The sequence below is a fragment of the Gemmata obscuriglobus genome, assembly GCF_008065095.1.
Classification (GTDB): domain Bacteria; phylum Planctomycetota; class Planctomycetia; order Gemmatales; family Gemmataceae; genus Gemmata; species Gemmata obscuriglobus.
In genome coordinates this window covers 3,808,535-3,835,534 of sequence record NZ_CP042911.1, presented here as the reverse complement: position 1 = coordinate 3,835,534, position 27,000 = coordinate 3,808,535, and the positions used below count along the sequence as shown (strand labels likewise).

The window sequence follows — 27,000 nt, the reverse complement described above, 5'->3', positions numbered from 1 at the left end:
TCACTTCACGATCACGGTGACCTCGACCGGCTCACCCGCGCCCGGCGTCACGGTGATCTTGTAGGTGCCTTCTTTGGAACCGGCTTTCACCTCGTACTCGAACCGGAACTGGTTGTTCTCATATGTAAGTGTGAGCTGGGCGGGGACCACGACCGCGGGGTCGGAAGAGGTCAGCTTCACGATCAGCTCATCCTCCTTGTACTGCCGCCAGGCGATGGCGTGCTGGATCTTCTTGGTCTCGCCCTTCGTCAAGGCGATGGCCCCGACCGGGCTGACCTTTGCCGTCTTCGCCCCCTGCTCGACTTCAAACTGGCGCTTCATCGCCTCAATGTCTTTTTCCACCCGGAGCTGGTCGTCGCGGAGCTTCCGCAGGTTCTTGATGAACTGCTCCTTGCTCAGCGACTCGCCGATCTCCTTGCGGATCGCCTGAAGTTCGCGCTCCAGTGCGTAGAGGGACTGTTCGGCGTCGGTCACCGCGACGAGTGGCGCCCAGTGGCTGGTGTTCAGCGGCGCCTGGACGACGTTGAGCAGGTTGAGCGTCTTGGGGAACGCGACCGATGCGTTCGGGTCTTCACTCAGGATCGTGTCGAGCCGTGAGCAATACCCCTGGTAGTTCTTGGTCGTGACCTCGACGACCCGGTTCACCTCGCACTCGCGGGCGATGCGGCGGAACTCGCGGAGCACCGTGTTCACGATGTCGCGGGACTTGTCCACCGCGTTCACGGCGGTCTGCGACCGCACCTTCACGGTGTCCACCACCTCGGGTGTCTCTTCCTTGAACCCGTTCGAGGAGCGGACGAACTCGTAAGCGCGCTTCGCGGCGGCGAGCTGAACGAGGGCCTCGTCCAGACGCGTGCCGAGCGCCTCTTCCTCCTTGCTGATCTCCAACAGCAGGTCGCCCTCGGACACCACCCGCAGCCGAATCGGCTCGCTGCCCCGGGTGACGCGCGGCCCGCCGTCGTGGTCCGCGTTGTTGTCCGTGGCCTGCACGAACAGGTCCATCCGGTAGCTCTGCTGGGCCTCCCCCGGCGGGGCGAGGATCTTGATGATCCCGAGGTCGTTCAGCTCCTTCAGGTCGAAGTAGTCGCGGTCGGCGTTCTTCAGCTCGACCTTCCGCACCGCCTCCTGGTTCACGTCGTCCCCGGACGGGGTCTTCAGCAGTTCGGCGAGCCGGTCGGGGGTCTCGCGGCGGAGCCGGCCGTTCTGGTTCGCCCACTCGCTCACGAACACCGACGCGGTCAGCCGGTCGTCGTTCTTGTCGAGGGTCCGGAAGTTGTCGGCGTGCAGCCGGGGCAACATCGCGGTGGGGAAATGCGCCCCGGTGGGCAGGTCCAACAGCGACCGCAGCGCGTACTTGGTGCGCAGCCCCCGGACCACGTCCGAGTCCTCGGCCGAGTAGGTGAACGTGTACTCGACCTTGCTCAGCCCGTGGTCGTCCTTGATGAAACTGTCGGGGTTGAACGGGATGCGGACCTTCGGGGTGACGAGGTAGGTGTTGCCGATCTTGCGGATCACGTCCACGCCGACCTCGACGACCGGCGGCTGGTCCTGCGTCACCTGGATCAGAATCGACCGGGTGGTGCTGACGTTGTACTTGTTCGTCCACGTCACCTTGAACTCGACCGGGTCCTTGAGCCGGAAATCGACGTTCGCGCGCCCGTCGCGTTCGGGGTAAATGCCCTTCAGCACCGACAGAGCGGCGCGAGTCGGCGCGTCGTAGTCGTCCCACCCGTTACGGAAGGTGACGGTCCAGCCCTTGCCCGGCGTCACCGCGAGGGGGACAGGGGTCTGGGTGACCTTCCCGTCGCCACCGAACACGGCGCCGGGGAACTTCCCGACCACCGGAACCGCGACCGCAGACACCACGGCGTCGTTGTCCGACACGTTACCGTCGTCGTCGGTGTACGGGTCGGCGTGGATGGTCACCTGGGTGCCCGCGGGCACCACGAACACGGACCGCTCGCCGGTCAGCGAGAGGTTCTTCTCGCCCATCACCTGCCGGCGGCCGCGCAGGTCCTCGAAGCCGGCTCCCGTGGCCGGGGCGTGGTGCAGGTACGCCGGCTCCTCCTGAATCCGGTAGAGCCGCTTCAGGGTCGGGGGCGGGATCAGCCGGATGCGCTGCGCCGGCGTTTGGAAGTCGTCCGCCTCGACGTAGAAGTACACGTCCTCTTTCAGCCCGCTCACGTCGCCGGTGTACTCGTTGTTCTGCTTGGGGGTGAGGTCGCCCTTACCCTTGAACTTGAGCCCGCGGTAGTAGGACTGGAGCTTCAGCGGCGCCTGCACCACGACCGGCGCGCCGTTCTCGTCGGTTCGCGCCTCCGGGCGGGTGAGTTCCAGCTTCCGCAAGGTCCGTTCCATGCTCGGCCGGTCGGCGGCCGCGTTGAGCGCCGCGAACACATCCTGCGCGGCGGCGAAACCGCTTCCGAGGCTCTCCCGCAACCGGTTACGGTACGCCAGCGCCTCCGGTGCGAGCGAGTCATCCGGTGCGTCGGCAGGCACGAAGAGCCGGGCCTCGACCGCGTCGACGTACCAGTCATTGAGTTGCGCCGGGAGGCTCGTGTCGTCGGTCCGGAGCAGCGCCGCGGCGTCGATCGCGGGCACGTCGCGGCCGATCAGCTCGGGGGTCACGTCGCCCCACTTCATCGGCCGCCAGCCCGCACGGACCGACGGGTCCGCGACCACCCACTTGTACGCCCGTGCGGTAATCGGCACGGTCGCTACGTCCCGGCTGACGGTGGCCTCGGTCTCCGGGAACCCGACCAGCTCGATGTGCGCCCGGCGCGGCCACGGGGTGCTCATCAGCCCGACGTTCCGCTCCAGGAAGATCCCGCTCACGTGCGCGAGTTTCCACCCCGCGCGGGCCGGCTGGACGGAGCGGGCCGCGAGCGCGTGGGACGCGACCCCGACGGTCACGGTTCCCAGCACCAGCGCCACCGACGCGAACCCCAGGAGCCACAGCCGGCGCCAGTTGAACACCTTGCTCACCGGCACCTGCGCCACCCGCTCCCGGGCCTCGACGATGGTCGCCAGGAGCATCTCTTCGGAGTACCCGAACTCCTTCATTCTGTTGACGTTCCCCATCTCGACCGCGGTGATGAGCCGGTCGCCCAGGAGCTTGGGGAACCGGCGCTCGAGCACGAGCGCCAGCGTCTCGTAAGAGAGTTCCTTGGTGAGCCGACGCAGCAGCCGGAACCCGATGACCGCCGCCAGGGGCAGCGACACCCACAGTAAGGTGCCGAGGCGGAACCACAGCGGCGCGTGCTCGACCCATTCGCCGGAGCCGAAGGCCGACACGCACAGGTATTCCACCAACCCGAGGGTCAGCGAGGCGCCGAAGAACACGGCCGCCGCGATACCCCCCTCAACGATCGCGGTGACCACGGCGAACGCGACCACGACCAGGAAGACCCGCGCGCACCAGTGCCCCGCGAGCACCCAGTCCACGCCGGTGACCTTGAAGAACACGAAGTCGAGCACCAGCCCGAGCGCGAACCACGCGACCGCGAACAGGCAGGCCGACAGCACCCCCTCCAGCAGGATGTAGCGGCGGATGGTGCTGCGTAACTGGTTGAGCGGGTTGAACACGGCGGGGTCGCGCGCCACGTGCTGCGGCGTCACGTTCGTCCGGCGGGTTCCTTCGGCGGTCGCCATATCAGCGGCTCTCAGTAGCGAGTCGAATTCCGGGCGGCTCCGGTGGGCGACCCGCCGAGGGGTCGCATCCCATCACGCGGAGCGCGGCGCGCCAACCTGTCCGTCACGCCAAGCGGGACACTTTGCGGGTGAGCCACTCGAGCGAGAGCAGCGACACCACGGCGAGCAGCGCGAAGCTGATCTGCACGTTGTCGCCACTGAACTGCGTGCGGTGGGCCACAACCTTCACAGCAACGGCCGCGAGCAGCGCGGCCCCGAGGATCAGCAGCCCGCTGCCCCAGTCGGCCCGGAACGCGAGCACCTGGGTCAGGAACACCCCGACGGCGACCATGAAGTACCACCAGTCGAGTTCTCCGACGCCGACCATCACGCCGAGCCCGACCAGCGCGACGACCTCAAGGGCCGTCACCGCGATCATCACGACCAGCCACGGCGTCCGTCCGATGCGCTCGTACACGCTGGCCCACACCCCGCGCGCCACCATCAGCACCAGCGCCGCCACGAGGGCGATGTTGAGCCCCACCGCGAGCCGCTCGGCGGTCAGGTCGAAGTCGAGCAGCCGCACCTCCAGCCCGCCGACGCTGAACCGCAGCGGCTTGTCCCACAGGTCGTTGACCGGCCCGCGAACCTCGGTGTTGCGGGTCTCGGTCTTCATGCACTCGGGGATCAGCTTCAGCAGTTCGTGGTCGGTGGCCTTGAACGCGAGCCGGGGGACGTTGCCTTCTTTCGGCAGCTTGGTCCCCAGCTCGCTCTTCACCTTGTCGGTGAGCCGGGCCTGGAAGTCCTTGTCGAACTCGCTGGCCATCCGCACCATCGCGCCGAAGTCGGGGCGCTTGTTGTCCATCTCCGGGTCCGCGGCGCGGATCTTGAACTCGCCGGTCAGCTTGTCGCCGGCCGAGTCGGGGATCTCGATCTCGACCCGGTAGGTCGAGTCGTCCGCGGCGAACTGCTTGGGGTCGAGCAGCACCTGGCCGGCGTAGTACCCGTCGAACCCGCCGCCCGGGTTGGGCTTCGCGGCCATATCGAACGGGCCGAACGTCCGCTTGTCGCCCTGCTTCGGCTCCTGAACCACCAGGAACTTCGGCGGCGGAGCGGTGACCTCATAGGGCTTGGCGCTCTCGTTGAGCACGCGGGCCTGGACCCGCAGCGGCGCCCCGGCGACAGCCTCTTTGCCCACCAGTAAGCGGCCGCGGGGCGCCTTCACGTTGCGCTTCCCGCCCATGTACTTGATCATCTTGATCCAGACGCGCTCGAAGAACTCCCGCCCGGTGCCCTCGCCCGGCTCGTAGGACCGCATCTTGTGGAACTCGCCCGAACCGATGTAGCAGGTGCGGTACGCCGCGGACGGGTTGTTGGTCACCACATACGGGAGTTTCACGACCTCGTTGTTGTCGCCCACGTCCGCGAACTCCGCGAGCACCGCGCTGCCCGCCTTCACCCCGCCGATGCCCACGTCCGGCTTGAGGGGGTAGCACGAGAAGAACCCGCGGGTCGGGTAGAGCTCGACGCGGTCGTCCGGGTCCTTGACGTAGCGGTCCCGGTCGGTGAAGAACCGCTCCCACCCCGCGATCGGGTCGTCCTGCACCCGGTCATCGAGCCGCAGCAGGTCCGAGCCGATGATGGCCTTCGGGTTCAGGTACAGGCGCCGCGGGGACTTCGGGATCGGCTTGATCCGCTGGGCGATGATGTCCGCCGGCTGCACCGGCAGGATCTTCAGCAGCGGGTCGTGCTTGCTGTTCTCCTCCACCCGGGCGAGCTGGAACGTGTTGATCGGCCCGGCCACGAAGATCAGCCCGCCGCCGCCCTCGCGCACCCACCGGCTCAGGTCCTCGGCCTGCTGGGCCGACAGCTCCGACCAGTCCGGGTCGAACGCGATCATCACGTCGTACTCGTTCATGTTGTACGGCCGGTCGGCCGGGTCCACGCCCTTGTTGGACCGCAGGTCGAAGTGGGTCGGGAACCGGCGGATCACGACCTCGTCTTGCTCCGCGGTGAGCTTCCCGGTGGTGCCGGCCTCGTTCTGCACGAACGTGGTGAGCGTGGCCCGCTGCTCCTGCACTTCACGGGCGAGCAGCGTGCGGAGGAACGTGAACTCGCGGCTCGGCGCCCCCGCGACGAGCAGGATCTTGAGCTTCTGCCGGAGCACGCTGACCTCGCGCACCGTGCTGAAGTGCTCCGGGTCGGGGAACGCTTCCTGCGGGTCCCGCGCGATCCGCGCCCGCGCGGCCCACTTGCCCTCCTTCAGCACCGGCTTCGGGATCGCGGCGTCCTTCGACGGCTCGGTCAGCTTCTCGGGGAGCTTCGCCGGGTCGATGACGAACTCGACCTGCCCGTGAGGCGGGTCGCCGGGCGCGAACACGAGCTTCTGCCGGAACGTCTCGTTCGGGGTGAGGTCCTTCACGTCCCGGCCCGGCACGGGGGTGTTGCCCGGGGCGTACAGGTCGAGCAGCACCTCGACCTCCTTGTTCGCAAGGTTCTGGCCGTCGGCCTCGACGATGAACTTCCACGCCTCGTCGATGGGCGCGGCGTCGGGGGCCTGGATGTCGGTGACGCTGATGGCGACGCGCTCGCGGTCCTCACCGACCACGACCGTGAACACTGGGATTTTCTCTTTGCCCGCCCGGTCCCGCAGCTCGGCGTAACTCGACTCCGAGCCCAGGTTGCTGCGCCCGTCCGACAGGACGACGATCCCCTGCACCATGTTGGACGCCTCGCGGGTGACCGCCGCGGTCACGGCGTCGGGCACGTTGGTGCCGAGCGTGATGGTGCGGGCCACGTCGATGCGCTTGTCGAGCTTGTCGAGGTTCTTGCGGAGCGCCTCCACGTCGGCGTCGGACTCCAGGCCCGAGAACGCCTTCAGCTCGCCGTCGCCGCGCCGCGCGAACCACTCCTGCGCCCAGTCCGCGGTTCCCGGCCCGTCGCCCCACTTCGACGACTGCCGGAGCTGCGCCTGGCCGGCGTCCGACAGCCCTTTCAGTACGAACGGCTTGAAGTCGTAGCGGCGGAACGAGTCCCACTCGCCCTTCGACCACACCGGGGCGCCGCGCGGGATCAGCGCCGGGGCCTCGTCGAGCCGGGTGCCGAACGCGTACACCGCCACCGGGTTCTTGTCGAGCAGGTTCTTCAGGAACGCGACCTTCTCGTCGGTCAGGAACTCGATGAGCACGTCGATCCGCTTCTTGGCGGTCGCGCCGGCCTCGTCGCTCACGGCGGTCACGCTCGGGGTGATGTCGAGCAGGATCACCACCCGGGACTGCTTGTTCGTCTCCTCCCACGTCTGCTCGGCCGGCAGCAGGAACAGGACGCAAAGGGCACCGTACACGGCGGTGCGGACCAGCGCGAGCGGTACCGCCACGAACCACGGCGCGGTCCGCATGTCGAGGATGTAGGTGAACAGAGTGAACAGCGCGCCGGCGCCGAACACGAAGGCGACGAGTACCAGCCACTTGACCTTGTTCAGGTCGCCGGTGGTGGCCAGCGAATCGGCCTCGCCCTTCACCTGCTGGGCGTCCACCCCGAAGTACGATACCACCCACCACACGACGAGCGTGCCGACGAGCAGTCCCGTCAGGAGGGCGAGCGCGACGGCGGGCAGGTCCCGCGGCGGGGACGCCGCGGTGCGCCGCGGGAACAGGATTTTGAACACGGCGAACAGGGCGGCCAGCGCGGTCAGCGCGCCCAGCGGCACCGCCGCAACGGCGACGAGCAGCCGCCAGAGCGGCACCTCGGTGCTGCCCCCACGCGCCGCGGCGAGCAGCACCATCGATTCGACGAGGACGGCGAACACGGCGAGGGAGCCGACCACGCCCCACACCACCCCGAACGCGGACGCGTCCGAGACGCCGGTCTTGAGCGGGCGACCGGAGGACGCCAGGCGGTACCCGACGCGCGCGAGCACGACCAGCGCGAGCGCGCCGATGAGCGCCAGCGAAAAGGCGTTCAGCGCGAGCGCGGAGAGCAGGTCCTGCCCGAACTGGTCGAACGAATCGACCAGCCGGCGGAACACGTACTCGGTCTTTCGGGTCGTCGCGGTTTCGTTCATCTGCCTGCCCGCCGGTGCGGTCGTTGTGTTCGTCTGCGGTCTGGCGCGGCCCGCGCGTCGGGGCCGCATGCCTGCCTACCTGTGTGCGGTCGCCCTCACCGCTCAAGCGAGGGCGGACCGGCGCGGTCACGTCACGCGCCGGCGCCGACCGGTTCGTCCGCGGCGGCCTCGGTCGGGAGCGGGGTGGACCGCGGCTGGAACGCGGCGGCGGCGCTGGGGGCCAGCGCCTCCAGGTCTTCCGGCTTGGTGTGGTAGCTCATCCGGACGGCCCACGCCTGCTCGGCGATCAGCACCAGCAGGAGCAGGAAGTACAGCCACCGCCGGCTCGACATGTCCGACGGCTTCTGCTTGAAGTCGTCGAGCCACGAGAGGTCATCGGTGTTGTGGATCGGGGCCTTGTTGGTCCACTGCGCCAGGTCGTCGGTGTTCGCGCGCCGCAGGTCCGCCTCGCGCATCGCGTCCACGTTGAACGCCACCGCCGCGTAATCGGGCTGCTCGGCGGGGGTGCCCGGCGGGTCCTTGTCGCCCTTCAGGCGCGTCAGGGAGAAGAGGTAGGCGCCCGGCACCCGGGCGTCGGCGTACGCGAGTTGGAGCGGCCGGCGCGGCGCGTCCGGTGCGGCGTCGGGCGGGTTCGCGGGCTGATCGAGCACCTGATCGGTCAGCGGCTTGAGGGTGAGCAGGGCGCGCCCGCCCTCGGCCTTCGCCACGTCCGCGGTCAGCAGGTGCCGGGCCGCGAACGGCTTGTACCGGGTGGCCTCGAACTCGGCGAAGAACCGGTCCCCCAGCGCCAGGTTCCCTTCCGCGCCGCCGCCGGACAGGTACTTCTGCATCTCGCTCACGACCACGACCCAGCCGGGGCTCCCCTTACCCGACGGCCAGTCCGTCCACTGCTTGTTCCCGGGGCTGTGGGTGCCGCCGGCGTCGGTGGTCATCACCGCCACCCGCCCGCGCCCGAACTCCTTCACGATGTACAGCGGGTCGCCGAACTTGGCCTCGTCGCGCAGGGCCGTCGCCTGCGGGCGCACCTCGGCCAGCTCCGGCTGGCTCCAGAAGTCGCGCAGCACCGGCTCGCTCTCGTCGCCGTCGTTGATCTGGTCGCACAGGAGCTGGTCGAGGTAACGGGCTAGCACCGACAGCGGGATGCCCACCTGCGCGGGCGTCTCCTGGATCTGCCGCAGCAGCGGGTCCAGGTACTTGCGGGCCTTCTCGAACTTCGGCTCGTTGTACCGCTTCTTCACCTCGATCACGAGGTTCCGCGCCCGCTCCTCGAACTCGGCGATCGGCTTCTCGTTGGGCATGCAGTACAGCTCCCGCACCAACTTGTCCTCGCGCCAGCCGCCGCGCCGGGCCACCGGCCAGTAGAAGTCGATGTTGGTGAACAGGAAGTACCGCTCCACCTCGCTGTCCTTGGCGGTGCCGCCGCGCTCGTTGGTGTAGATCGCGGACAGCGCCGGGTGCTGCCGGTTCGCCGGGTCGCGCAGGATCACCCGCTTCCCGAACGCCAGCTCCCGCGCGGTCTTCTGCTCGGGCTTCAGCTCGTCGGTGAACTTCGCCGGCAGCGGCACCGGGAAGAACCCGGCCCCGCCCTTGTACATCCGGGCCGTGTACTCGTCGGGCTTAACGTCGGGGCCGAGGAACACGCCCACCCCGCCGCCGTTCGAGACGAACTGCTCCAGGTTCGTCACCGCCCCCGGCGACAGGGTCGGTACGTTCAGCAGGTAGACCGTCGTGAACGGGCGGAGGTCCAGCCCGTCCAGTTTGGGCGGCTCGGTGGTGACCCAGTCGATGCCCCCGAACGAGTCGATGAAGAGGCGCCGCAGGTAGAAGCTGTCGCCGTCCTGCTTGTCGCGCTTGTCCACCCGGCCGTCCACCACCAGCACCTGGAGCTTCGGCCGCACCTCGACCACGGCGTGGCGGACGTTGTCGATGGCGAGGCCGCCCGGCTCGGGGACGGCGAGCACCGCGGTCACGAGGTTGAACCGGTCCAGCGGCTTCTCGCGGGTGCCGACCTGGGTGAACGTCGCCTGACACGTCGCCACCCGCTCCTGGTTCGCGGGCAGGCTCGGCACCACCAGCGAGATGTCGCGGCGCATCTCGCCGTTGACGTAAAACTCCACCCGAACCTCCTTGAGGTCGGTGCTGCCGTAGTTCTTGAGCCTCACCTCGAGTTCGGTCTGCTGGTTAGCGGCCACGACGCGGTTGCGGGGCTTCACCTCCACGATCGCCACGTTGTCGGTGAACGGCGGCGACTTGCGGTCCGGCTTGCGCGCCGGGGGGGCCACGTCGATCAGGTGGACCGTCGCGCCGCTGTCTTTCAGTTCGGTGAGCTTGTCGTTGACGGCCTGCCCGTCCTCGGCCCAGTCCACGTTGCGGAGGTCCGACAGGACGTGGATCACCTTCGCCTCGCCCGCCGGCACGGTGGCCATGTGGGCCTTCGCGGCGTCGAGGGCGTCCCGCAGGCTCCGCCGGACGGTGGACACCTGGAACTGGGCGAGGTGCCCCTCCATCGCCTCGATCGCGGCGGCGTTGACCTTGGCCTCTTCGGGCTTCGCCGGGAACGGCTTCCCGAGTTCCGAAGTACGCATCACCTGGAACGTCTGCGCGGTGGCCGCCTCGCCCGCCGCCCGCATCAGCTTCTCGTGGATCAGCCGCTTGCCGACGGCGAACGCGTCCGTCTGCGCCCCCTCGTCGCGCCACACGTCGGCCATGCTGGGCGAGTCGTCGAGGATGACGAGGTGCGTCGTCGCGCGGGTCTCCTTGCCCTGTCCGGAGTTGCACCCGAGGAACCGCCCGAGCAGCAGCCCGACGAGGAACACGATCAGGCACCGCAGGAGCAGGAGCAGGAGCTGCTCGAGGATCTTGCGGCGGCGCATCCGCTTCTGCGCCTTCAGCAAGAACTCCATCGCCGCCCACTGCACCCGCCGGAACCGGATCCGGTTGATGAGGTGGATGACGATCGGCGCGGCGATCAGCGCCGCGCCGGCGAGGAACGTCCACGGGTTGAGGAACAGCGACAGCATCGGAGTCTCAGAAGTTCGGAACGCGGGGCGCGGACGAAAAACCGAAGGAGGTCGGGGGCGAGGACCGCCGCGGCCCGCACTCCGAGTTCGACATCAGCGCCGCGCGGGTGCGGCCCGGGTGGACATCCGCTCGAACAGGAACTTCGACAAGACCGCGTCCATGTAATCGCTGGTGCGGAGCAGCGTGTAGTCCACGCCGATCCGGGTGCACCCGCGGCGCACCTCGGTCAGGTACAGCTCCAGCTCCTCCAGGTAGCCGTCCCGCAGCGCCCGCGGGTCGCACAGGAGGTCGGGCTGCGCCTCCAGCCCCTCGAACTTCGTCATCCCGCCGAACGGGAACAGCAGCTCGTCGTCGTCGAGGATGTGGAACGCCATCACGTCGTGCCGGCGGTGCCGCAGCATCTCCAGCCCTTTGAACAGCTCCGCGCGGTCGCACAGGAAGTCGGAGAAGACCAGCACCAGCCCGCGGGCCGGCATGGCCTCCGCGACCTGCCGCATGATCTTGACCATGTCGGTCTTCTCGCGCGGGTCCGACACGTGGAGCGCCTTGGTGACGGCGTCCATGTGCCGCTGCGAGCTGCGCGGCGGGATCGCCTCGCGCACGTCCGAGTCGAACGTGACGAGCCCGCACGAGTCCTGCTGCTTGATCGTCAGGTACGCCAGGCACGCCGCGGCGGTGGCCACGTAATCGTACTTGTACAGCGTGCCGGCGCGGCGGTGCTTGTCCCGCCCATAGAGCATGGACTCGCTGGCGTCCACGACGACGTAGGAGCGGAGGTTCGTCTCCGCCTCGTACTGCTTGATGACGAACTTGTCGGACCGCGACCAGACCTTCCAGTCGATGCGGCGCAGGTCGTCGCCGGGCATGTACTCGCGGTGCTGGACGAACTGGACGCTCTGCCCGTACACGGGGCTCCGGTGCATCCCGGAGATGAACCCCTCGACCGCGTACCGCGCCCGCAGGTCGAGCTGCGAGACGCGGGCGATCACCTTGGGGTCGAGGAACCGGCGCGGGTTCTCGGGCTCTTGGCGGCGCTTGGCCATCGGAAGTTCCAGGTTCCAAGTTCCAGGTTCCAAGTTTCTCATCAAGGGGCCGATCCGGGTTCCCAACTTGGAACGTGGAACCCGGAACGTGGAACCCCGGTCACGAGGAGAAGATCTTCTGGAACCGCGGGTCGTTGATCAGCGAGCCCTCCTTGTCCGGCGTCTCCTCGATGAGCTTCTTGACCACCATGTCGGTGTTAATGCCCTCGGAGGCGGCGGTGAAGTTGGTCAGGATGCGGTGCCGGAGCACCGGCAGCGCCAGTTCCTTGATGTCCTCGGTCGTGACGTGCCCGCGGCCGTACAGCAGCGCGCGGGCCTTGCCGGCCAGGATCAGGTTCTGCACGGCGCGGGGGCCCGCGCCCCAGCTCAGCCAGTCCTTGACGAACTTCGGGACGCCGGGCTCGCCGATGCGGGTCTGCCGGACCAGCGCGAGGCAGTAGTGGATGACGTGGTCGGTCACCGGCACCTTGCGGACGAGCTGCTGGATCTCCTGGATCTGCTCGCCGGTCAGCACCGGGGTGATCTCGTCGGCGGTCACGCCGGTGGTGCGGCGGGCGATCTCGAACTCCTCCTCGAACTTCGGGTACTTCACGTACACCTTGAACATGAACCGGTCCTGCTGCGCCTCGGGCAGCGGGTAGGTCCCTTCCTGTTCGATCGGGTTCTGGGTCGCGAGCACGAAGAACGGGTTGGCGAGCTTGTGCCGCACGCGGCCGACGGACACCTGGCGCTCCTGCATCGCTTCGAGGAGCGCCGCCTGGGTGCGGGGCGGGGTGCGGTTGATCTCGTCGGCCAGCACCATGTTGGCGAACAGCGGGCCGGGCCGGAACAGCAGCTCGAACGAGCCGGTCGCCGGGTTCTTCTCGATGAAGTCCGTGCCGGTGATGTCCGCCGGCATCAGGTCCGGGGTGAACTGGATGCGGCTGAACTCCAGCGACAGGCACCGCGACAGGGTGCTGATCATGAGCGTCTTCGCGAGGCCCGGCACGCCCTCGAGCATGCAGTGGCCCTTGCTGAAGAGCGCGATGAGCAGCTCCTCGATCACCATGTCCTGGCCGACGATGACCCGCGTGAGCTGCTTCTTGATGTTGTCGAACGCGGTCTTGAGCTTCTGGATCGCGTCCATATCGCTCTGGGCCATCTCGGGTGTCTTGCTCATCGCGGTCACCGCCCTCGGAGGTGGTAATTTGGGTCGAGTTTAGGGATAGAGATACCGTGTGCCGGGGAGGGCCGTCGCCTGCGAACTGCGGATTTTGCCCCCCGCAGGCACGCGCCGGCCGGCGGTCGGCGTTACAACCCCGACCGGCGGCGCACGGCGCTACTTCTGATAGATGGGCAGGATCGCCTTTTCTAACTGAAGGATGCAGAGATTGATGCTCGTGGTGTAAACCGGCCCGATGTACCCCTGGCTCCACGACCCGTTGGTCTTGTCCTGGTTGTCGAGAATGGTCTGGAACGTGGCGTCCTTGTACCCGCTCCAGGTGAGCAGTTGCTCCTTCTCGCCGGCCGTCAGGTCGCCGTACACTTTCGGCGTCTTCCCGTCGGCCTTCAGGAGCGGGAACATCTCCAGGTACTTGTCGTCCCCGAGCGCGTACACGGCCTGCGAGAAGTAGTAGGTCTGGTACTCGTCGTGGCTCTGCCGCCCCTTACCGACCGGAATGTTGTCCTTGCAGTACTTGATCCACCGTTTTGGCAGTTCGCTCTTGTACTGCCCGGCGCTGAACCCGCAGCAGACCGCCGCCGCGGTGAGGGGCGGGCGCCCGTTCTCGCCGACCGCCCCGCCGCCGCCGGCGTAGCTGTAAATGATCCCACCCTTCGGGGTGGTGCAGGCTTCGAGGTAGTTGACGGCGCGGTCGATGTTCTCTTTGGGGACGGGGATGCCGGCGTTGCGGGCGGCGCGGAGCCCCTGGAGCGCGGTGATGGTGACGGACCCCTCGTCGAAGTTGTTGCCCTCGGCGGCGCTCACGTACCCCCACCCGCCGATGTCCACCTCCTTGCCCTCGGCCTTGCGGTGCTTCTTGAGGGTCTGGGCCTTGCAGATGAACTCGACCGCCTTCTTGAGTAGCTTTTCCAACTTCTCCCGCTGCTCCTTGTCCTCTTCCTCGCCGTACACGCTCGCCAGGAACATGGTGCCGAACCCCTGGCCGTACATGTACCGGGTCTGCTCGGTGGGGTTGCGCACGTCGCCGATCATGCCGTTGGGCTGTTGCCGGGCCGGAGCCAGGAACCAGTCCACGGCCTTCTTCACCTGGTCCGAGTATTTGCCCTCTTTCAGCGTGCTCCCTTCCATCAGGAACGCCATCCCGGCCAGCGCCGTCATGCTGGTCGGGTACTGTCCCCCCTGTGCCTCCCAGTGCCCGTCCTGCGCCTGGATCTTTTTCAGGTATTCCAGCCCTTTCTCGATCGACGCCTCGACATCCTTCTTGAACTTCTTCTTCGCGTCGTCCTGAGGTGCGGCGGCGGTAACGGGTTGAGGTGAGGGAACGGCTACGAGGCCGACCGTCACACACGCCGCGAGGGCTGCGAGCGACCAGCTACGGGGCATGAGTTTCTCCACATAAAGTCCATTGGCGGGGCCGGGTCTGCCGCACGGGCCGAACCTGGGAGGGTAGGTCAGAGACGAACGGCGAGAAAAACGTTAACACCGGTGGATAGGAAATGCCCACTCAAAACCGAGAAAGGCCGGCCAAGAGGTGAAAAACGGGAAACAAAACTGCCGAGGCCGGAGCGAATCGCACTGACCGAACCAATTACATCCGTCTCAATTTAGCGTAACCTTGGCGATGAGGGAGCCCGAACACGTCGAGGTGACTGCCCGCTAACCCAGGCGGTTTGACGCGATCACTTCCGCGAGCGAACCGCCCCCAGCGCAATGCACAAGCATGCGACAGGGGGCAGTTCACCCGCGGCGGTCGAAAGAACGGCGCGAGCGGTCGGGCCGTGCGAAGCACCGGCCCGCTTTACGGCTTCTTCTCGTCGGGCGAGATCAGGACGCTGGTGTCGAACCGGCTCATCCGAATCGTGCCGTTCTTCGGGTCAATGGCAAGGCTTTGGAACAAGTTCCCGTTGTAGACAACCGACGTATCGAGGATCAGCCGGCCGCGCTCCTTCTCGATCACCACAACGGCGTGGCTGTACACGTTGTTCTGGTTCATCACCGGTGCCGTCGCGATCAGCACCGGCAACTCAGCGAACTGTTCGAGTACGAGCCACTGGTGTTCGAGCACCCCCTCGTAGAGCCACAGCCGTTTCCCGGAGACCCGGTCAAAGGCGTAAACCGGCCCGTTGACCTTCTGCGCCCTCAGCATCGCGTTGTTCTGGACTTGCACCGGCCGGTTGCCGTTCGTTGACGCCGCATTCGGATCGCGGTCCAGGATCAGGTAATACCGGTCGCTGTCGGCCAGCACCTGCGCCCCGACACACGGTACCAAGTGGGCCTCAAGGTTCTTGGGGTCGAGTTTCAGCGTCGTGATCGTCTCCCCGGTGCGGACCGAGATCACCTCCGCGGTGCCGTCGGCCTTGAGGGCGCCGGTCCAGTCGGCGTTCAGTGGCGCGGTGATCGGCACCGCCTTGGAGTCGTACTCCTTCTTCCAAACGTCCTTGCCCGTGGCGAGGTCGTACAGCCGGAGCACGCGGGGCTCGTTGTCCGCGCCAGAGGTGATCAGCGCGTGCCGCCCGAACAGGCGGTACGACCGCGCGTTCTTGAGCACCTCACCGGAATCGGGCGAGCCCTCCACCTGCACCCCGTCCGTGGCCCGGAGCAGCTTTGTAGAGACCGGCTTCCGGGTGTTGGAGTCCACGTCGATCAGCACGAGGTAGCGCCCGTCGCCGTACAGCGACGTGCGCTCGGACACGTTCTTGCGGACCCAGAGCACGCGGCGGCTGACCGGTTCGACCGCCTCCAGCCCGTCGGACGTGAGGACGGCACAGTACCCCGCCTGGAGCACCGCCGACCGGCCCAGAGGCACTTTCTGGGTGTTCGGCAGCAAGTACAGCTCACAGTCCCCGTTGGGCAGGACGTCGATCTGGTAGCTGCCCCCGGGCTGGAGCGGGTTGTCGGGCATCAGGTTCTTGTCCCACAGCACCTTCTTCTCGGCGAGGTCGTAGCAGTACAGGGTCAGGCCCATCTGCACCAGCATCAGGTGGCCGTGCCCCTGCACGAACTTCGACCAGGGGATCGGCTGCCCGTTCCGCGAGTACATGTTCGGGCTCTGCATGTGCGGGAACGTGGCCCGCACGGCCCCGGTGGAGCGGTCGAACACGCGGAGCGCGAACAGCCCGGTGCTGCCGTCGAGCGTGTACCGGAGCCGCCGGTACGCCGGGAACAGATCCGCGGGCGGCTCGATTTCGATCTGCGAGCCGTTGTTCATGTTGGCGGAGGGGCCGGCCATTTCGGCCTTCACCCGGGTGGGCAGCGGGTAGCGGCTCGGCTCGAGGAACGGCAGCAGGCGCTTGTCGGTCAGCAGGTTGGTGAGGAAGTCGGCGCCGGTCTTGCCGTCGCGGATCACGACGTTCGGGTACTCCTTGCCGAGCTGGAAGTACAGGCCGACCGCGTCCTCCATCATCCGGCTCTTGATCATCACTTGTGCCAGCGCTTCCGTGGCGCGGGCACGGGTCGTGGCGTCATCGGAACTGGCCCGGAGGTGCGCCAGGCACGTCTGGGCTTCGCGGGCGTCGGCCTCGTTGTTGGTCGAGAGGAGCACGTCGGCCAGTTTGAACTGGGCCTCGGTGCCGGAGGCGAAGAACGGCCCGAACACCGCGACGAACTCGCGGAGCCGGCCCAGGTCCGTCCCGCCCTTCACGAGGCCCCACTCCTTCTCGACGCGCGCCTCAAGCGACCGCTTGGCCTCCGGGGTCGCGGCGCGGCGGATCATGACCTCGAGCCGCCCCCGCGCCCACACGTCCGGGCGCATCTTCACGTTGGGCTCGTCTGGCATATCGAGGAGCTGCTTGCCCTCGCCCAAGTTGGCCAGCGCGAGGTAGTGGTCGAATGCCTCCCCGAGCCGCTCCTGGGTCTCGCGCCCGCGGGCGAGCAAGTAGTAGTACAGCCGCTTGCGGCGCCGGATCTCGTCCTCGCGGCGCAACCTGTCCTCGGCCGTTTCCTCGCCGAGCGCCGGCACCTCGCACAGCGCCTCGTACTCCGACAGGACGCTCTCACCGCCGTTGAAGTCGGCCCGGAGCAGTTCCGTGTACGCGATGTAGAGCTTCTCCCGGAGGAGCGGCTTCTTCTCGACCGGCAGGTTGTTCCGCTCGGCGTCCTTGAAGTCCGCGATGGCGTCCTTGAGCTTGCCGTCGTCCAGCCGGAGTTCGCCGCGCGCCAGGAGCCCGATCGGGTCCTTCGGGTTCTTGTCGAGGAGCCTGTTCATCTCCGCGATCTTGAGTTCCAACTGCGGGTACGCCGCCACCTCCCAGGGGGATTGGGAGTAGACCATTCCGTCCTGGAACACGAGGTTCCCGATGCCGTAGCGGGCGAGCGTCTCGGTGTCGTTCCGCTTTCGGGCGCCGGTCTTTGAGAGGACCTTGCCGTCCTCAATGTTAATGGCCCAGATCTCGCCCGCCGGAACGGTGTCCTTCCCGGCGGCGTCCTGACGGACCGGTACGTAAAACGCGTTCCGGCCGACCGCCCCGTGCCCGGTCGGGGTCGGGATCGTAACCGGCCCCCACGCCGCCTTCGGGGCCTTCTTGTCGGTGTCCTCGCCGCCGAGCCGGTACGCCCGCATCTGGTTCTTGCCGACCACGATCACGCGGTCGTTCGCCACCCCGCCGACGTAGAGGTCGTTGGCGTCGTGGTTCACGGTCCAGAGGATCTTCCCGGTCCGCAGGTCGAGGCACTCGAGCTTCCGCGAGTCGTAGGCGGTCAGGATCACGCGCCCGCCGCTGACGATCGGCCCGGCCGACCGCCACCGGTCGTCGGGGAGTTGCTCCGGTACGATCGGCATGCCGGTGTTCGGGTCGAACCCGCGCGGCGGCGCCGGCGACACCTGGCGGTACCCGTGCGCCCACAGCAGGCTGCGCGACATCACGTCCACGGCCACCACCACGCCGGAGTTGGTCGGGCAGATGATGATGCCGTCGCTGGCGGCGAGCGTGCAGCCCTGGTACCGCCGCACCGAGTCGGTCGGCAGGGTGCTGTTCGGCTTCCCGAGCTTCTGGGTCCACACCAGGGCGGGCTTCGGCGTCGGGTCCGGCCCCGGAACCTTCACCAGGGTCTTCGGATCGAGGCACAGGAGCCGCATCACCCCGGCCTGCTCGATGAGCACATACAGTTTGCCGTTGAGCGGCATCGGCGCGCCGAGGAACACCGCGTCCAGGCACAACCGGAACGCGTCGGTGGTTTTGTCGGCTTCTTCTTCGGTCAGCGAGTTCGGTAGCGGAGCGGGGGGCGGCGCCTTCCCGTCGCTGTCCGGCGGGGGCGCCTTGACGCGGCCGAGTTCCCAGCGGATGTTGCCGCTCTTGATGTCGACCGCGGCGAGCCGGCCGGCCCGCACCATTTCGGCCAGGTCGCCCGAGTGACGGAACTGCGGCCCGGAGTTGATGCCGAACTCCGGGTTGTTGTAAACGGGGGGCGGCGTGATCGCGAGGTCGTCCACGAAGTACACGTTCTGGCCGTCGTGCGCCAGCGACCCGATCAGCGGGTTCTCGTGCAGGATGTTGTGAACCTTGACGGTGCGGGTGTTGTACGTGCCCCACCAGCTCTTCGCGTCCCGGCTCATGTCCACGTCGTGGGTCTCGTCGCTCTTGATGAGCTGGTACAACCCGGCCGTCGTCTTGGACCGCCAGAGGATGTCGCCGGCGCGAACGACGCGGCCCCCCTGCACCCGGTCGCGGGTGGCGACCCCATACACCCCGTCGTAGCTGCGGAACACGATGGTGTCGCCGGTGGTCACTGGGAAGGTGCCCGGCAGCGGGGTGCTTTTGGAAGCGCGGGCGTCGCGGGCGAACAGCTTCTCCAGCTCGCCCTTGATCCACAGGTTGGCCTCGTCGTCGCCCGAGTAGAACATCGGGAACCCGAACACCTTGTCGAGGAACGGCGGCCCGCCGTCCACGACCGCGTTGCGGCCGGCGTTGCCGCCGCGTTGCGCCCACTCGCCCACCACGGCGTTGGAGCGCACCAGCTCCACCGGGCGGGCCAGTTCGGACCGCAGCCGGTCCAAGGTGAACACGGTGCGACCGAACTTGATCCCGTCCCGCGCGGCCTTGAACAGCTTTTCTTCAGCGGGCTTGTATAGGTCCGCGTGCCGCGGGTCACCGCTCCGTTTGAAGGCCAGCGCGGTCTTGAACAGCGTCCGCGGCGTCAAAATGTCTTCAACGTCTTTGCGGGGCAGCAGGCGCTCGAACGCGTACGCCGCTTCGAGGTAGTTGCCGCGCTCGAGGTGCAGGGTGCCGAGCAGAACGGTGGCCTCGGCCCCGGCCCGCGTGTTGAAGTACCGCTGCGACACGTCGGACAGCAGCGCCGGGTCGCAGTTCGCCTTGATTGCGTCGTCGAGCAGGGCCGACGCGGTCGCCCCGTAGGCCTGCTGGTAGAACTGGAGCCCTTCGGCCTTGAACTCCGCGATAATGCGGTTGGCCTCGGTCTTGACGCTGATCCGGTTGATGCGGACCGTCTCGCCGACCTTGTACTTCACATCGAAGAACGTATCGCTCTTGGCGTCCAGGATGTTCTGGAGCAGCGGGCAGATCGTGTTGTACGGCGGGTCCTTGAAGTCGAGGTAGTCGCGCGCCGCCTTGAGCTGGTTCTTGGCGTCGCGGTCGTAGGGGACCGAGAACGGCAAGTTCTCGTCGAGTTCGGAGCGATCTTCCTTTTTATTTTTATCGTCCTTGCCGTCCTTTTTGGCTTGCGCGACGCCGATGACCGCCGGTTGACCGTTCGCGACGTGCCCGGCCCACGTGACGAGCCACGCGAACAGGGCCGCGAGCACCCCGGCCGACAACAACCGCAGTTTGGAGCCACGCATGGCGGTACCCACTTCTGTCCGTGACCGGTGTGCCGGGAACAACACGCGCACCTTGCCGATTTTGTCAACTGATGGCGCAGTTCACAAGGAGAAATCCCCGCGCTGTGACGCGCCGGGGCCGCCGCGAACCGCACAACCCGTTACCCGCAACAGTGCCGGGGTTGATAAAGTACGACGAGGCGGCGTGTCGCGCCTAACCGCGGCGCGGCCCACCGGCTCGGGGTTCCCCCTGGAAGCTCTCATGCGTGATCTGAAACCGACCCTGGGCCGCGGCGACAAGCGAGCGCCCGCCCCCAGCCGCACGTTCCGGCCGAACTACCTCTCGTTCGCGGGCACATATCAGTGCAACCTCGCGTGCCCGCACTGCTGCGTCCCGATCGAGTGGACCGACCGGCTCGACATCCCGACGGCGCTGCGGTTCCTCGAACAGGCGCACGAGGCCGGTATCGGCACGCTCGGGTTCACGGGCGGCGAGCCGTTCCTGTACCCCGAGTTCCTCAACGCCCTGACGGCGCGCGCGGCGGAACTCGGTTTCAAGTTCGACAAGCTCATGACCAACGGCGTGTGGCACGCCGACGCCGCACACGCCGAGCGAGTGCTCGCGGCGCTCCGCGACGCCGGGTTCACGGGCAAGATCGGCCTCAGCGTCGATAAGTTCCACGGAATGGACATCGACAAGCTCGCCGAGTTCTGTCGGGTCACTCGCCAGGTGTTCGCGCGCGACACCGTTCTTTCACTGAGTTACGCGAGCCGCGACCCGCACAAGGGCCTGGAACCGATTCGTCGTCTGGCGGCGGCTCTGGACGGCGTGGTGGAGTGGTCGAAGCTGCTCGGGCGATACCTGGTCGTGAGTGACGACCTCACAATGACCGCGTGCTGGAACCACCTTGCGACGGTCGAGCGCGCGGAAGAGCTGCCCGGCGACCCGTGGGACGGCACCTGGTTCGAGGAGGACTACTGTGAGGGGCCGGGGCAGGCGCTCATCGTGAACCCCAAAGGCGAGGTCAAGCCGTGCTGCGGGTTCGCGTCCGACCTCGACCAACTCACCATCGGCAACATCTACACCGACAGCGTGGAAGAGATCGTCCGGTCCGCCCGCGCGCACCCGGTTGTCGGCACGATCTTCCGCGACGGCCTGTCGGCGATTCGGGACGAGATCCTTCAGCGTGACCCGAATGCCCTGCCGGGTGCGACCACCAACCACTGCTACTTTTGCTGGTTCGTACTCACACGGGGGTTGGCGGCCGGTGTGAACGGCGGGGGCGGAAAAGTCGGCAACTGGGTGGACCTGAAGCCCAACTTCACCGGCGAGCTGATTCAACTGGGCCTCAAACGGTAGCCCGGGGCACGGCGGTTGCTCATCGGAATGCGTGTCTGCACCTCAGCGGGAGTCGCCACAATGAGCGTTACGGTCGAATCTGCCGGCTCCACCGATATCGGCCGCGTGCGCAAGAACAACGAAGACCACTTCCTGATCGCCGATCTCGTGAAGCAGCTCCGGGTGACGCAAACGAGCCTCCTCCCGTCCGAAGACGGCGGCTGGAAGGCGGGCGTAACGGGGCACCTCTTCGTCGTCGCCGACGGGATGGGCGGGATGTCCGGGGGCGAGGTGGCGAGCGGCCTCGCGGTCGAAACGATCTCGTGGTACGTCGCCAAGACGATGCCCTGGTTCTACCGCCACCAGGACGGGCGCGAAGTGGAACTGGAGCACGAGTTGCGGAACGCCGTGCGGGTGACCCAGGACACCGTGAAGGACGCGGCCGAGCACTCGCGGTTCCGGCGCATGGGCACGACGCTCACCCTGGCGTGCCTCCTGTGGCCGCGCATCTACGTGGTCCACGCCGGCGACAGCCGGTGTTACATCCGGCGCGGCGACACGTTGACCCGCCTGACCACCGACCACACCCTCGCCCAGCGGGCGGTCGACGAGGGCGTGCTGACGGCGTCGCAGGCCGAGGCCGCGGGGTTGGGGCACGCCCTGTGGAACTGCATCGGCGCGGGCCAAAAGGACGTGACGCCCGAGTTACACCACACCACCCTTCAAGTCGGCGACGAGCTACTGCTTTGCACCGACGGGCTCACCCGTCGGCTCACCGACGAAAACCTGCTGGCGATCCTGAAGCGGTCCGACAGCCCGGCACGGGCGGTCAAGGCGCTGATCGAAGCGGCCAACGAGGCCGGCGGGCAAGACAACATCACCGCGATCGTCGCGCGGACCGGCCAGGTCGATGACCCGAACGCAACCAAAACGCACACGATCGCGCTCAGCCGCGCCGTCTGACATACCGACCTTGCAGCCATTGCACAGGCCAGCGCTCCAATCAAACGAACGCGATCACGCCAAGGACCTTTACGGTTGTGTGACCGCCCTCTATGGCGGTGAATTGGGTGAAGTCACCCGCCGGAGCCGTCGCCATGAAATCGCTCGAAATGCTGCTCGTCTGGACCCACGGGCTGTCCGGCGCGGCGTGGTTCGGTGCGATCTTTTACCGCACGCTCGTGGTCGACGGAAAGGCGCTCGCATTTTTCCGGTCGCGGGCCGAGTACGAGCACTTCTCAGCGCACCTCGCCCACAACATGCGTTATTTCGTCACCGCCGGGCTCCTGACGTGCGGGCTGTCTGGGTTCGCGCTGGTGGGGCTGCGGTGGGACGGCGCGAGCACGCTCTGGCTCGCGCTCGTGGCGGCGAAGGGCGCCGCGTGGCTCGGCGCCTGTGTGCTGTTCACCTACGTGTCGTGGGTCCACTGGCCGTGGAGGGTGTGTGCGGCCCCGGCCGAGTTCGTCGCGTACCGCCGACACGGACAGCGGCTCGCGCTCGGGATGGTCGCGCTCGCGGGTACGGGCTTCGCGCTCGGGCAGGCGTGCCGCGCGGTCCCGTGGCTCACCGCGTGACCGCCCCCCCCCACCTCATCCGGCGCGGCGCTGCCGCTCCTCTTCATACTTGTGCAGCTTGTTGTAGAGCGTTTTTAGACTGATCCCGAGTTCGTCACTGGTCTTCTGCTTGTTCATCCCGTTCTTTGCGTACACCTGAAGAATGTACTCCATTTCCACGTCCGCCAGCGACTTCGTCGGGCCGCCCGCACCTGTATCAGTTGTCGGCGCCCCCGGGAACGGGAGCGTCGGGGCCGGCGGCGCGGCGTAAGCGGTGGGGTACGCGGCCGGCGCCGGCGCGGGCACCGGGTACGCCATCGGAACCGGCGCGGCGGCGCGCGGCGCCACCATTTCGCGCGGCAGGTAGTCGGGGGTGATCGCGCCCCCGCCCGACACGATCCACGCATACTCCATCGCGTTCACCAGTTCCCGCACGTTCCCCTTGAACTCGTGGTTCACCATCACCTGAAACGCCTCGGGCGTAATCAGGTGCGCGACCGACTCCACCGGGCGCTTGGCGTGCCGGGCCAGTGCGTGCCGGGCCAGTTCCGGGATGTCCTCGCGCCGGTCCCGCAGCGGGGGCAGGTGGACGTGGAACATGTTCAGCCGGTACAAGAGGTCCTCGCGGAAGTGCCCCTCCGCGACCATCTGGCGCAGGTCCTTGTTGGTCGCGCTGATGACCCGCACGTCCACGGTGATGGGCTGGCTCTCGCCGAGGCGCTGGATCTCACCGGCCTCAAGGAACCGGAGCAGCTTCACCTGAAGGTTCTTGTCGAGTTCCCCGAGTTCGTCGAGGAACAGGGTGCCGCCGTTGGCGACCTCGAAGAACCCCTTGTGGTCCTTGTCGGCGCCGGTGAACGCGCCCTTCTTGTGGCCGAACAGTTGGCTCTCGGCCAGGGACTGCGTGAGGGCGCCGCAGTTCACCGGCACGAACGGCATGTCGGCCCGCTTGCTCGCCGTGTACAGCGCCCGCGCGACCACTTCCTTCCCGGTGCCGGTCTCGCCGGTGATGAGCACCCGCCCGTCGGTCGGCCCGACCCGCTGGATGAACTGCTGCACCGGCACCATCGCCGCGCTGGCCCCGATCAGGCCGGCCGGCCCTTCCGCCGCCTGCACCCGGCTCTCCAGGGCCGCGGTCTTGTGCTTCAGCCGCCGCTTCTCCTGGATGCGCAGGAGCAGCGCCTCGATGTCGGTCAGCTTGCACGGCTTGGTCAGGTAGTCGAACGCCCCCAGGCGCAGCGCCTCGACCGCGGTCTCCGTGCTGCCGTAGCCGGTCATGATGACCGCCTCGGTGTCCGGGGCGACCTGCTTGAGCGCGGCGAGCACCTGGAGCCCGGCCTTGTCGTGCTCCATCCGCATGTCGAGGATGGCCGCGTCGAACGTCTGCTTCTTGACGGTCTCGATCCCGGCCTTACTGTCCGCGCAAACGGTGACCTCGTGCCCGAGGCGGGGCAGCTCCGATCGCATGAACTCCCGCAGGTGCGTCTCGTCGTCGACGAACAGGATTCGCAGTCGGTTGTGAGCGGGTGTGGTAGCCACTCGCGGTCTCCGTTTCGTCCGTCCGGTGTCTCGTTCGGGAGGGGAAGATAAACCGGCTTGCAGTATTTACAACCCCGATTCGTCGTCCCCGACTGGCGAGGTTGAGAGTGCGATTAGTGACGTGACCTGCGCGCCGCCCATCGTCAATCAGAACTCGCCGCGTTCGCATCCCACTTATGCCGCGTTGCGCCCGCCAGGGAACGTCAGTACAGCGGGGGCCGGGTCGGTTTCCGGGTCCCCGCCTGGCGCGTCCGCTACGGCCGGCGCAACTTGCAAAGGGATGCGAACCGTAAACGTGCTTCCGGCACCCGGCCCGGGGCTGGAAGCGGTGATGGTGCCGCCGTGCTGGTCCACGATCTGGTGGCTGATGAATAGCCCCAGTCCGGTCCCCTTGCCTGTGCGGCTCTTGGTGTAGAACGGCTCGAAAATGTTCTCGAGCACGTCTGGCGCCATTCCGCAGCCGGTGTCGGTGAACGCCAGTTCCGCGTACCCCGCGACGGTGCCCAGCGTGATGTCCAGCCGGCCCCCGTCGTCCATGCTGTCGAGCGCGTTCACAACGAGGTTCAGAATCACGCTCTTGAGGTCCTGGGCGTTGATCGGGGCGACGATGTACCCGGTCGGCTCGAACGCCACCAGCTTCCCGCGGCTGGACGGCAGGTGCCGCGCCACTTCCAGCACGCCGCTCACGAGCCCCGTGAGGTCCGCGGGCTCCTTCTTACGGTCGCCGGTGCGGCTGAAGTCGAGGAGCTTCTGGGTGATGTCTTTGCAGCGGAGCGCTTCCTGCTGGATCATCTTCAGGTAACGGGCCAGCACTTCGGCGTCGGCGGGCGGCGCGACCGCGGTGTTGGCGGACAGGGCCGTGAGCGTTTCCTGGAGCCGGCGCTCGAGCGCCTCGGAGCAGAACAGGATGCTGGCGAGCGGGTTGTTGATCTCGTGCGCGACCCCGGCGGCCAGGAACCCGACGGACACCATCCGCTCCGAGCGCACGAGCTGCCGGCTGCGCTCGGTCACCTGTCGGGCCAGGTCCGCGTAAACGGCGTGGAGCCGCGCCACCATCGCGTTAAACTCGTCCGCGAGTTCCTGAAGCTCGTCGCCAGAGTCCAGCACGATCGGCTGGTTGAAGATGCCGTTGTGAACCCGCTGCACCCCGCCTTGCAGCTCGCGGATTGGCGCGAACATCCACACGCGGAAGTAGTACAGCATGGTGCCGACGAGCGCCAGCGCCCAGCCCATCGCAAAACCCGTAGACCAAATCGCCCGCTTAACCGCTACGACCGACTCTTCGCAGCTCTGCCTGATGTCGTCAACCTGTGCCTGTCGGAGCTGCTCGGCAATCTGCACACACCGGCTGTGTACCGGGATGAGCGGGTCCGTATTATTCCCGTCGGGCATCCCGATCCGGGGCTTGAGGTCGCCGTCCACCGCAGCCATCAGTGCGGCCAGTTCAACCTCGAGCTGGCTCACCAACCCGCTCTCCATGTTCCCGTTGTCGGGGTCGAGCCCGGCATTCTTCACGTTCTCGTTCGCTTCCTTGACTATCTTGAGCTGATTCTTGGCCGTGACGACTTGAACCAGGTTCCGCTCGTAGCGTTTCGAGTCCGTGGACCGATCGATCTTGTTTAAATCATCGACCAGTTGGGTGACGTGCTGAAACTCTTGGATCTTCCGCTGCGTGACCTTGTAGCTGATGTAGTAGTTGTAAATGCCGTACGCTGCGCCACAGGCCAGCAAGCCGATGCTCGCGGCCACGAGGACCAAGCCCAGCATCAGTTTGTGGCGCAATCGACGGCGAGCCACGCGACAACCTCCTGCCGTAACCCGCCCGTCCGTGGGTGGGGCCGTCCCTCCGAGTGGAAACCACCCGGGACCGGGAAGGCGGCGGACTTTACCAATTGCGTTCTTACAAAACGAGAGCAACTTTTTCCGATCCGCGCCCCGCTCGTTTTGGGGTTGCACCCGCCCGGTGTTCGGCGGTACAGCACCGGTTGCATTCTCCTTTAACATTAGAGGACTGCCCCCGATGGAGCCGCAACGAGCCGTCACGGTGGGTCCGTACCGCGTCGGCGGGGGCGGGCCGCTGCTGTGGATCTGCGGGCCGTGCGTGATCGAGTCGCACGACCTCACGCTGCGGATCGCCGAAACCCTCAAGAGCTACGCGGACCGGCTGGGCCTCCAGTTGGTATTCAAGGCGTCCTTCGACAAGGCGAACCGGAGTTCGGGCAAGTCGTTCCGCGGTCCCGGACTTCAGGAGGGGCTGAAAACGCTCGCGGCGGTGAAGGACGCGACCGGGCTTCCCGTCACCACCGACATCCACGAGTGCGCCCAGGCCGCGACCGCCGCCGAGGTGTGCGACATTCTGCAGGTCCCGGCGTTCCTCGCCCGCCAGACGGACCTGCTGGAGGCGTGCGGCCGCACCGGGCGGGTGGTGAACGTCAAAAAGGGGCAGTTCATGGCCCCGTGGGATATGAAGAACGTGGTCGCCAAGCTGTCCGAGTTCGGCACCGGGAACGTCCTCCTGACCGAACGCGGCACGACATTCGGCTACGGGATGCTGGTCAACGACATGCGGTCCGTGCCGTGGATGCAAGAAACCGGTGCCCCGGTGATCTTTGACGGCACGCACAGCGTACAGAAGCCAGGGGCGCTCGGGGACCGCACCGGCGGGGACCGGGCGATGGTGCCGGTCGTGACCCGGGCCGCGGTCGCCGCCGGGTGCGACGGGGTGTTCCTGGAAACCCACCCGCGCCCGGACGAGGCCAAGAGCGACGGCCCCAACATGATCCCGCTCGACGTGCTGCCGCGCGTGATCGCCGAGTGCGTGAGGATCCGCGCGGCACTGAACCGCCCCGACGATGCCACTGCCACCTGAGCCGACCCG

13 protein-coding genes are annotated in these 27,000 nt (G+C 67.4%); 4 read left to right on the top strand and 9 right to left on the bottom strand.

The features are described 5' to 3' along the window. The 7 genes from GobsT_RS15920 to GobsT_RS15890 form a co-directional block, all read right to left on the bottom strand. Nucleotides 1–3,651, bottom strand: coding sequence for a hypothetical protein (locus tag GobsT_RS15920; protein ID WP_010045432.1), 3,651 nt, complete (start codon nt 3,649–3,651; stop codon nt 1–3). Nucleotides 3,652–3,754: 103 nt separating this feature from the next. After that, nucleotides 3,755–7,693 carry a VWA domain-containing protein gene (locus GobsT_RS15915; protein ID WP_109571068.1) on the bottom strand — a complete coding sequence of 1,313 codons (3,939 nt, stop codon included), beginning with the start codon at nt 7,691–7,693 and terminating at the stop codon, nt 3,755–3,757. A 131-nt stretch (nt 7,694–7,824) separates the two neighbouring features. After that, nucleotides 7,825–10,713, bottom strand: coding sequence for a BatA domain-containing protein (locus GobsT_RS15910; RefSeq protein WP_010042327.1), 2,889 nt, complete (start codon nt 10,711–10,713; stop codon nt 7,825–7,827). 93 nt (nt 10,714–10,806) lie between these two features. Then, nucleotides 10,807–11,757 (bottom strand): DUF58 domain-containing protein, encoded by a 951-nt coding sequence (locus tag GobsT_RS15905; RefSeq protein ID WP_010042329.1) that lies wholly within the window; start codon nt 11,755–11,757, stop codon nt 10,807–10,809. A 100-nt stretch (nt 11,758–11,857) separates the two neighbouring features. Beyond that, on the bottom strand, nt 11,858–12,916 hold the full coding sequence (locus GobsT_RS15900; RefSeq protein ID WP_010042331.1) for an AAA family ATPase: 1,059 nt from the start codon (nt 12,914–12,916) through the stop codon (nt 11,858–11,860). Nucleotides 12,917–13,075: 159 nt separating this feature from the next. Then, entirely contained in the window at nt 13,076–14,302 is a 1,227-nt protein-coding gene (locus GobsT_RS15895; protein ID WP_109571508.1) for a prenyltransferase/squalene oxidase repeat-containing protein, read from the bottom strand. A 415-nt stretch (nt 14,303–14,717) separates the two neighbouring features. Next, entirely contained in the window at nt 14,718–19,712 is a 4,995-nt protein-coding gene (locus GobsT_RS15890) for an outer membrane protein assembly factor BamB family protein (protein WP_010042335.1), read from the bottom strand. A gap of 241 nt (nt 19,713–19,953) precedes the next feature. On the opposite strand from GobsT_RS15890, the gene GobsT_RS15885 reads away from it, so the two are divergent. From GobsT_RS15885 to GobsT_RS15875, 3 genes are all read left to right on the top strand, one after another. Further along, nucleotides 19,954–21,051: a radical SAM protein gene (locus GobsT_RS15885; protein WP_010042337.1), complete on the top strand. Its 1,098-nt coding sequence runs from the start codon at nt 19,954–19,956 to the stop codon at nt 21,049–21,051. Nucleotides 21,052–21,111: 60 nt separating this feature from the next. Continuing rightward, the gene (locus GobsT_RS15880; protein ID WP_010042339.1) at nt 21,112–21,993 is read left to right on the top strand and encodes a PP2C family protein-serine/threonine phosphatase; all 882 of its coding nucleotides are present in this window, start codon (nt 21,112–21,114) and stop codon (nt 21,991–21,993) included. 134 nt (nt 21,994–22,127) lie between these two features. Beyond that, complete coding sequence (locus GobsT_RS15875; protein ID WP_010042344.1) at nt 22,128–22,604, top strand: hypothetical protein; 477 nt, start codon at nt 22,128–22,130, stop codon at nt 22,602–22,604. Nucleotides 22,605–22,619: 15 nt separating this feature from the next. Here the strand turns inward: GobsT_RS15875 and GobsT_RS15870 are convergent, their stop codons facing one another. Both GobsT_RS15870 and GobsT_RS15865 read right to left on the bottom strand, forming a co-directional pair. Continuing rightward, a complete protein-coding gene (locus GobsT_RS15870; protein WP_010042346.1) occupies nt 22,620–24,122 on the bottom strand; it encodes a sigma-54-dependent transcriptional regulator in 1,503 nt (500 codons plus the stop codon). A gap of 174 nt (nt 24,123–24,296) precedes the next feature. Next, nucleotides 24,297–25,919 carry a sensor histidine kinase gene (locus GobsT_RS15865; protein WP_162097373.1) on the bottom strand — a complete coding sequence of 541 codons (1,623 nt, stop codon included), beginning with the start codon at nt 25,917–25,919 and terminating at the stop codon, nt 24,297–24,299. A 223-nt stretch (nt 25,920–26,142) separates the two neighbouring features. On the opposite strand from GobsT_RS15865, the gene kdsA reads away from it, so the two are divergent. After that, nucleotides 26,143–26,991 carry a 3-deoxy-8-phosphooctulonate synthase gene (kdsA, locus tag GobsT_RS15860; RefSeq protein WP_010042350.1) on the top strand — a complete coding sequence of 283 codons (849 nt, stop codon included), beginning with the start codon at nt 26,143–26,145 and terminating at the stop codon, nt 26,989–26,991. The last annotated feature ends 9 nt before the right edge of the window (nt 26,992–27,000 follow it).

Excerpts from the sequence above, each read along its gene's own strand:
- GobsT_RS15920 (WP_010045432.1), bottom strand. The coding sequence starts at position 3,651 with ATGGCGACCGCCGAAGGAACCCGCCGGACGAACGTGACGCCGCAGCAC.
- GobsT_RS15915 (WP_109571068.1), bottom strand. The coding sequence starts at position 7,693 with ATGAACGAAACCGCGACGACCCGAAAGACCGAGTACGTGTTCCGCCGG.
- GobsT_RS15910 (WP_010042327.1), bottom strand. The coding sequence starts at position 10,713 with ATGCTGTCGCTGTTCCTCAACCCGTGGACGTTCCTCGCCGGCGCGGCG.
- GobsT_RS15905 (WP_010042329.1), bottom strand. The coding sequence starts at position 11,757 with ATGGCCAAGCGCCGCCAAGAGCCCGAGAACCCGCGCCGGTTCCTCGAC.
- GobsT_RS15900 (WP_010042331.1), bottom strand. The coding sequence starts at position 12,916 with ATGAGCAAGACACCCGAGATGGCCCAGAGCGATATGGACGCGATCCAG.
- GobsT_RS15895 (WP_109571508.1), bottom strand. The coding sequence starts at position 14,302 with ATGCCCCGTAGCTGGTCGCTCGCAGCCCTCGCGGCGTGTGTGACGGTC.
- GobsT_RS15890 (WP_010042335.1), bottom strand. The coding sequence starts at position 19,712 with ATGCGTGGCTCCAAACTGCGGTTGTTGTCGGCCGGGGTGCTCGCGGCC.
- GobsT_RS15885 (WP_010042337.1), top strand. The coding sequence starts at position 19,954 with ATGCGTGATCTGAAACCGACCCTGGGCCGCGGCGACAAGCGAGCGCCC.
- GobsT_RS15880 (WP_010042339.1), top strand. The coding sequence starts at position 21,112 with ATGAGCGTTACGGTCGAATCTGCCGGCTCCACCGATATCGGCCGCGTG.
- GobsT_RS15875 (WP_010042344.1), top strand. The coding sequence starts at position 22,128 with ATGAAATCGCTCGAAATGCTGCTCGTCTGGACCCACGGGCTGTCCGGC.
- kdsA (WP_010042350.1), top strand. The coding sequence starts at position 26,143 with ATGGAGCCGCAACGAGCCGTCACGGTGGGTCCGTACCGCGTCGGCGGG.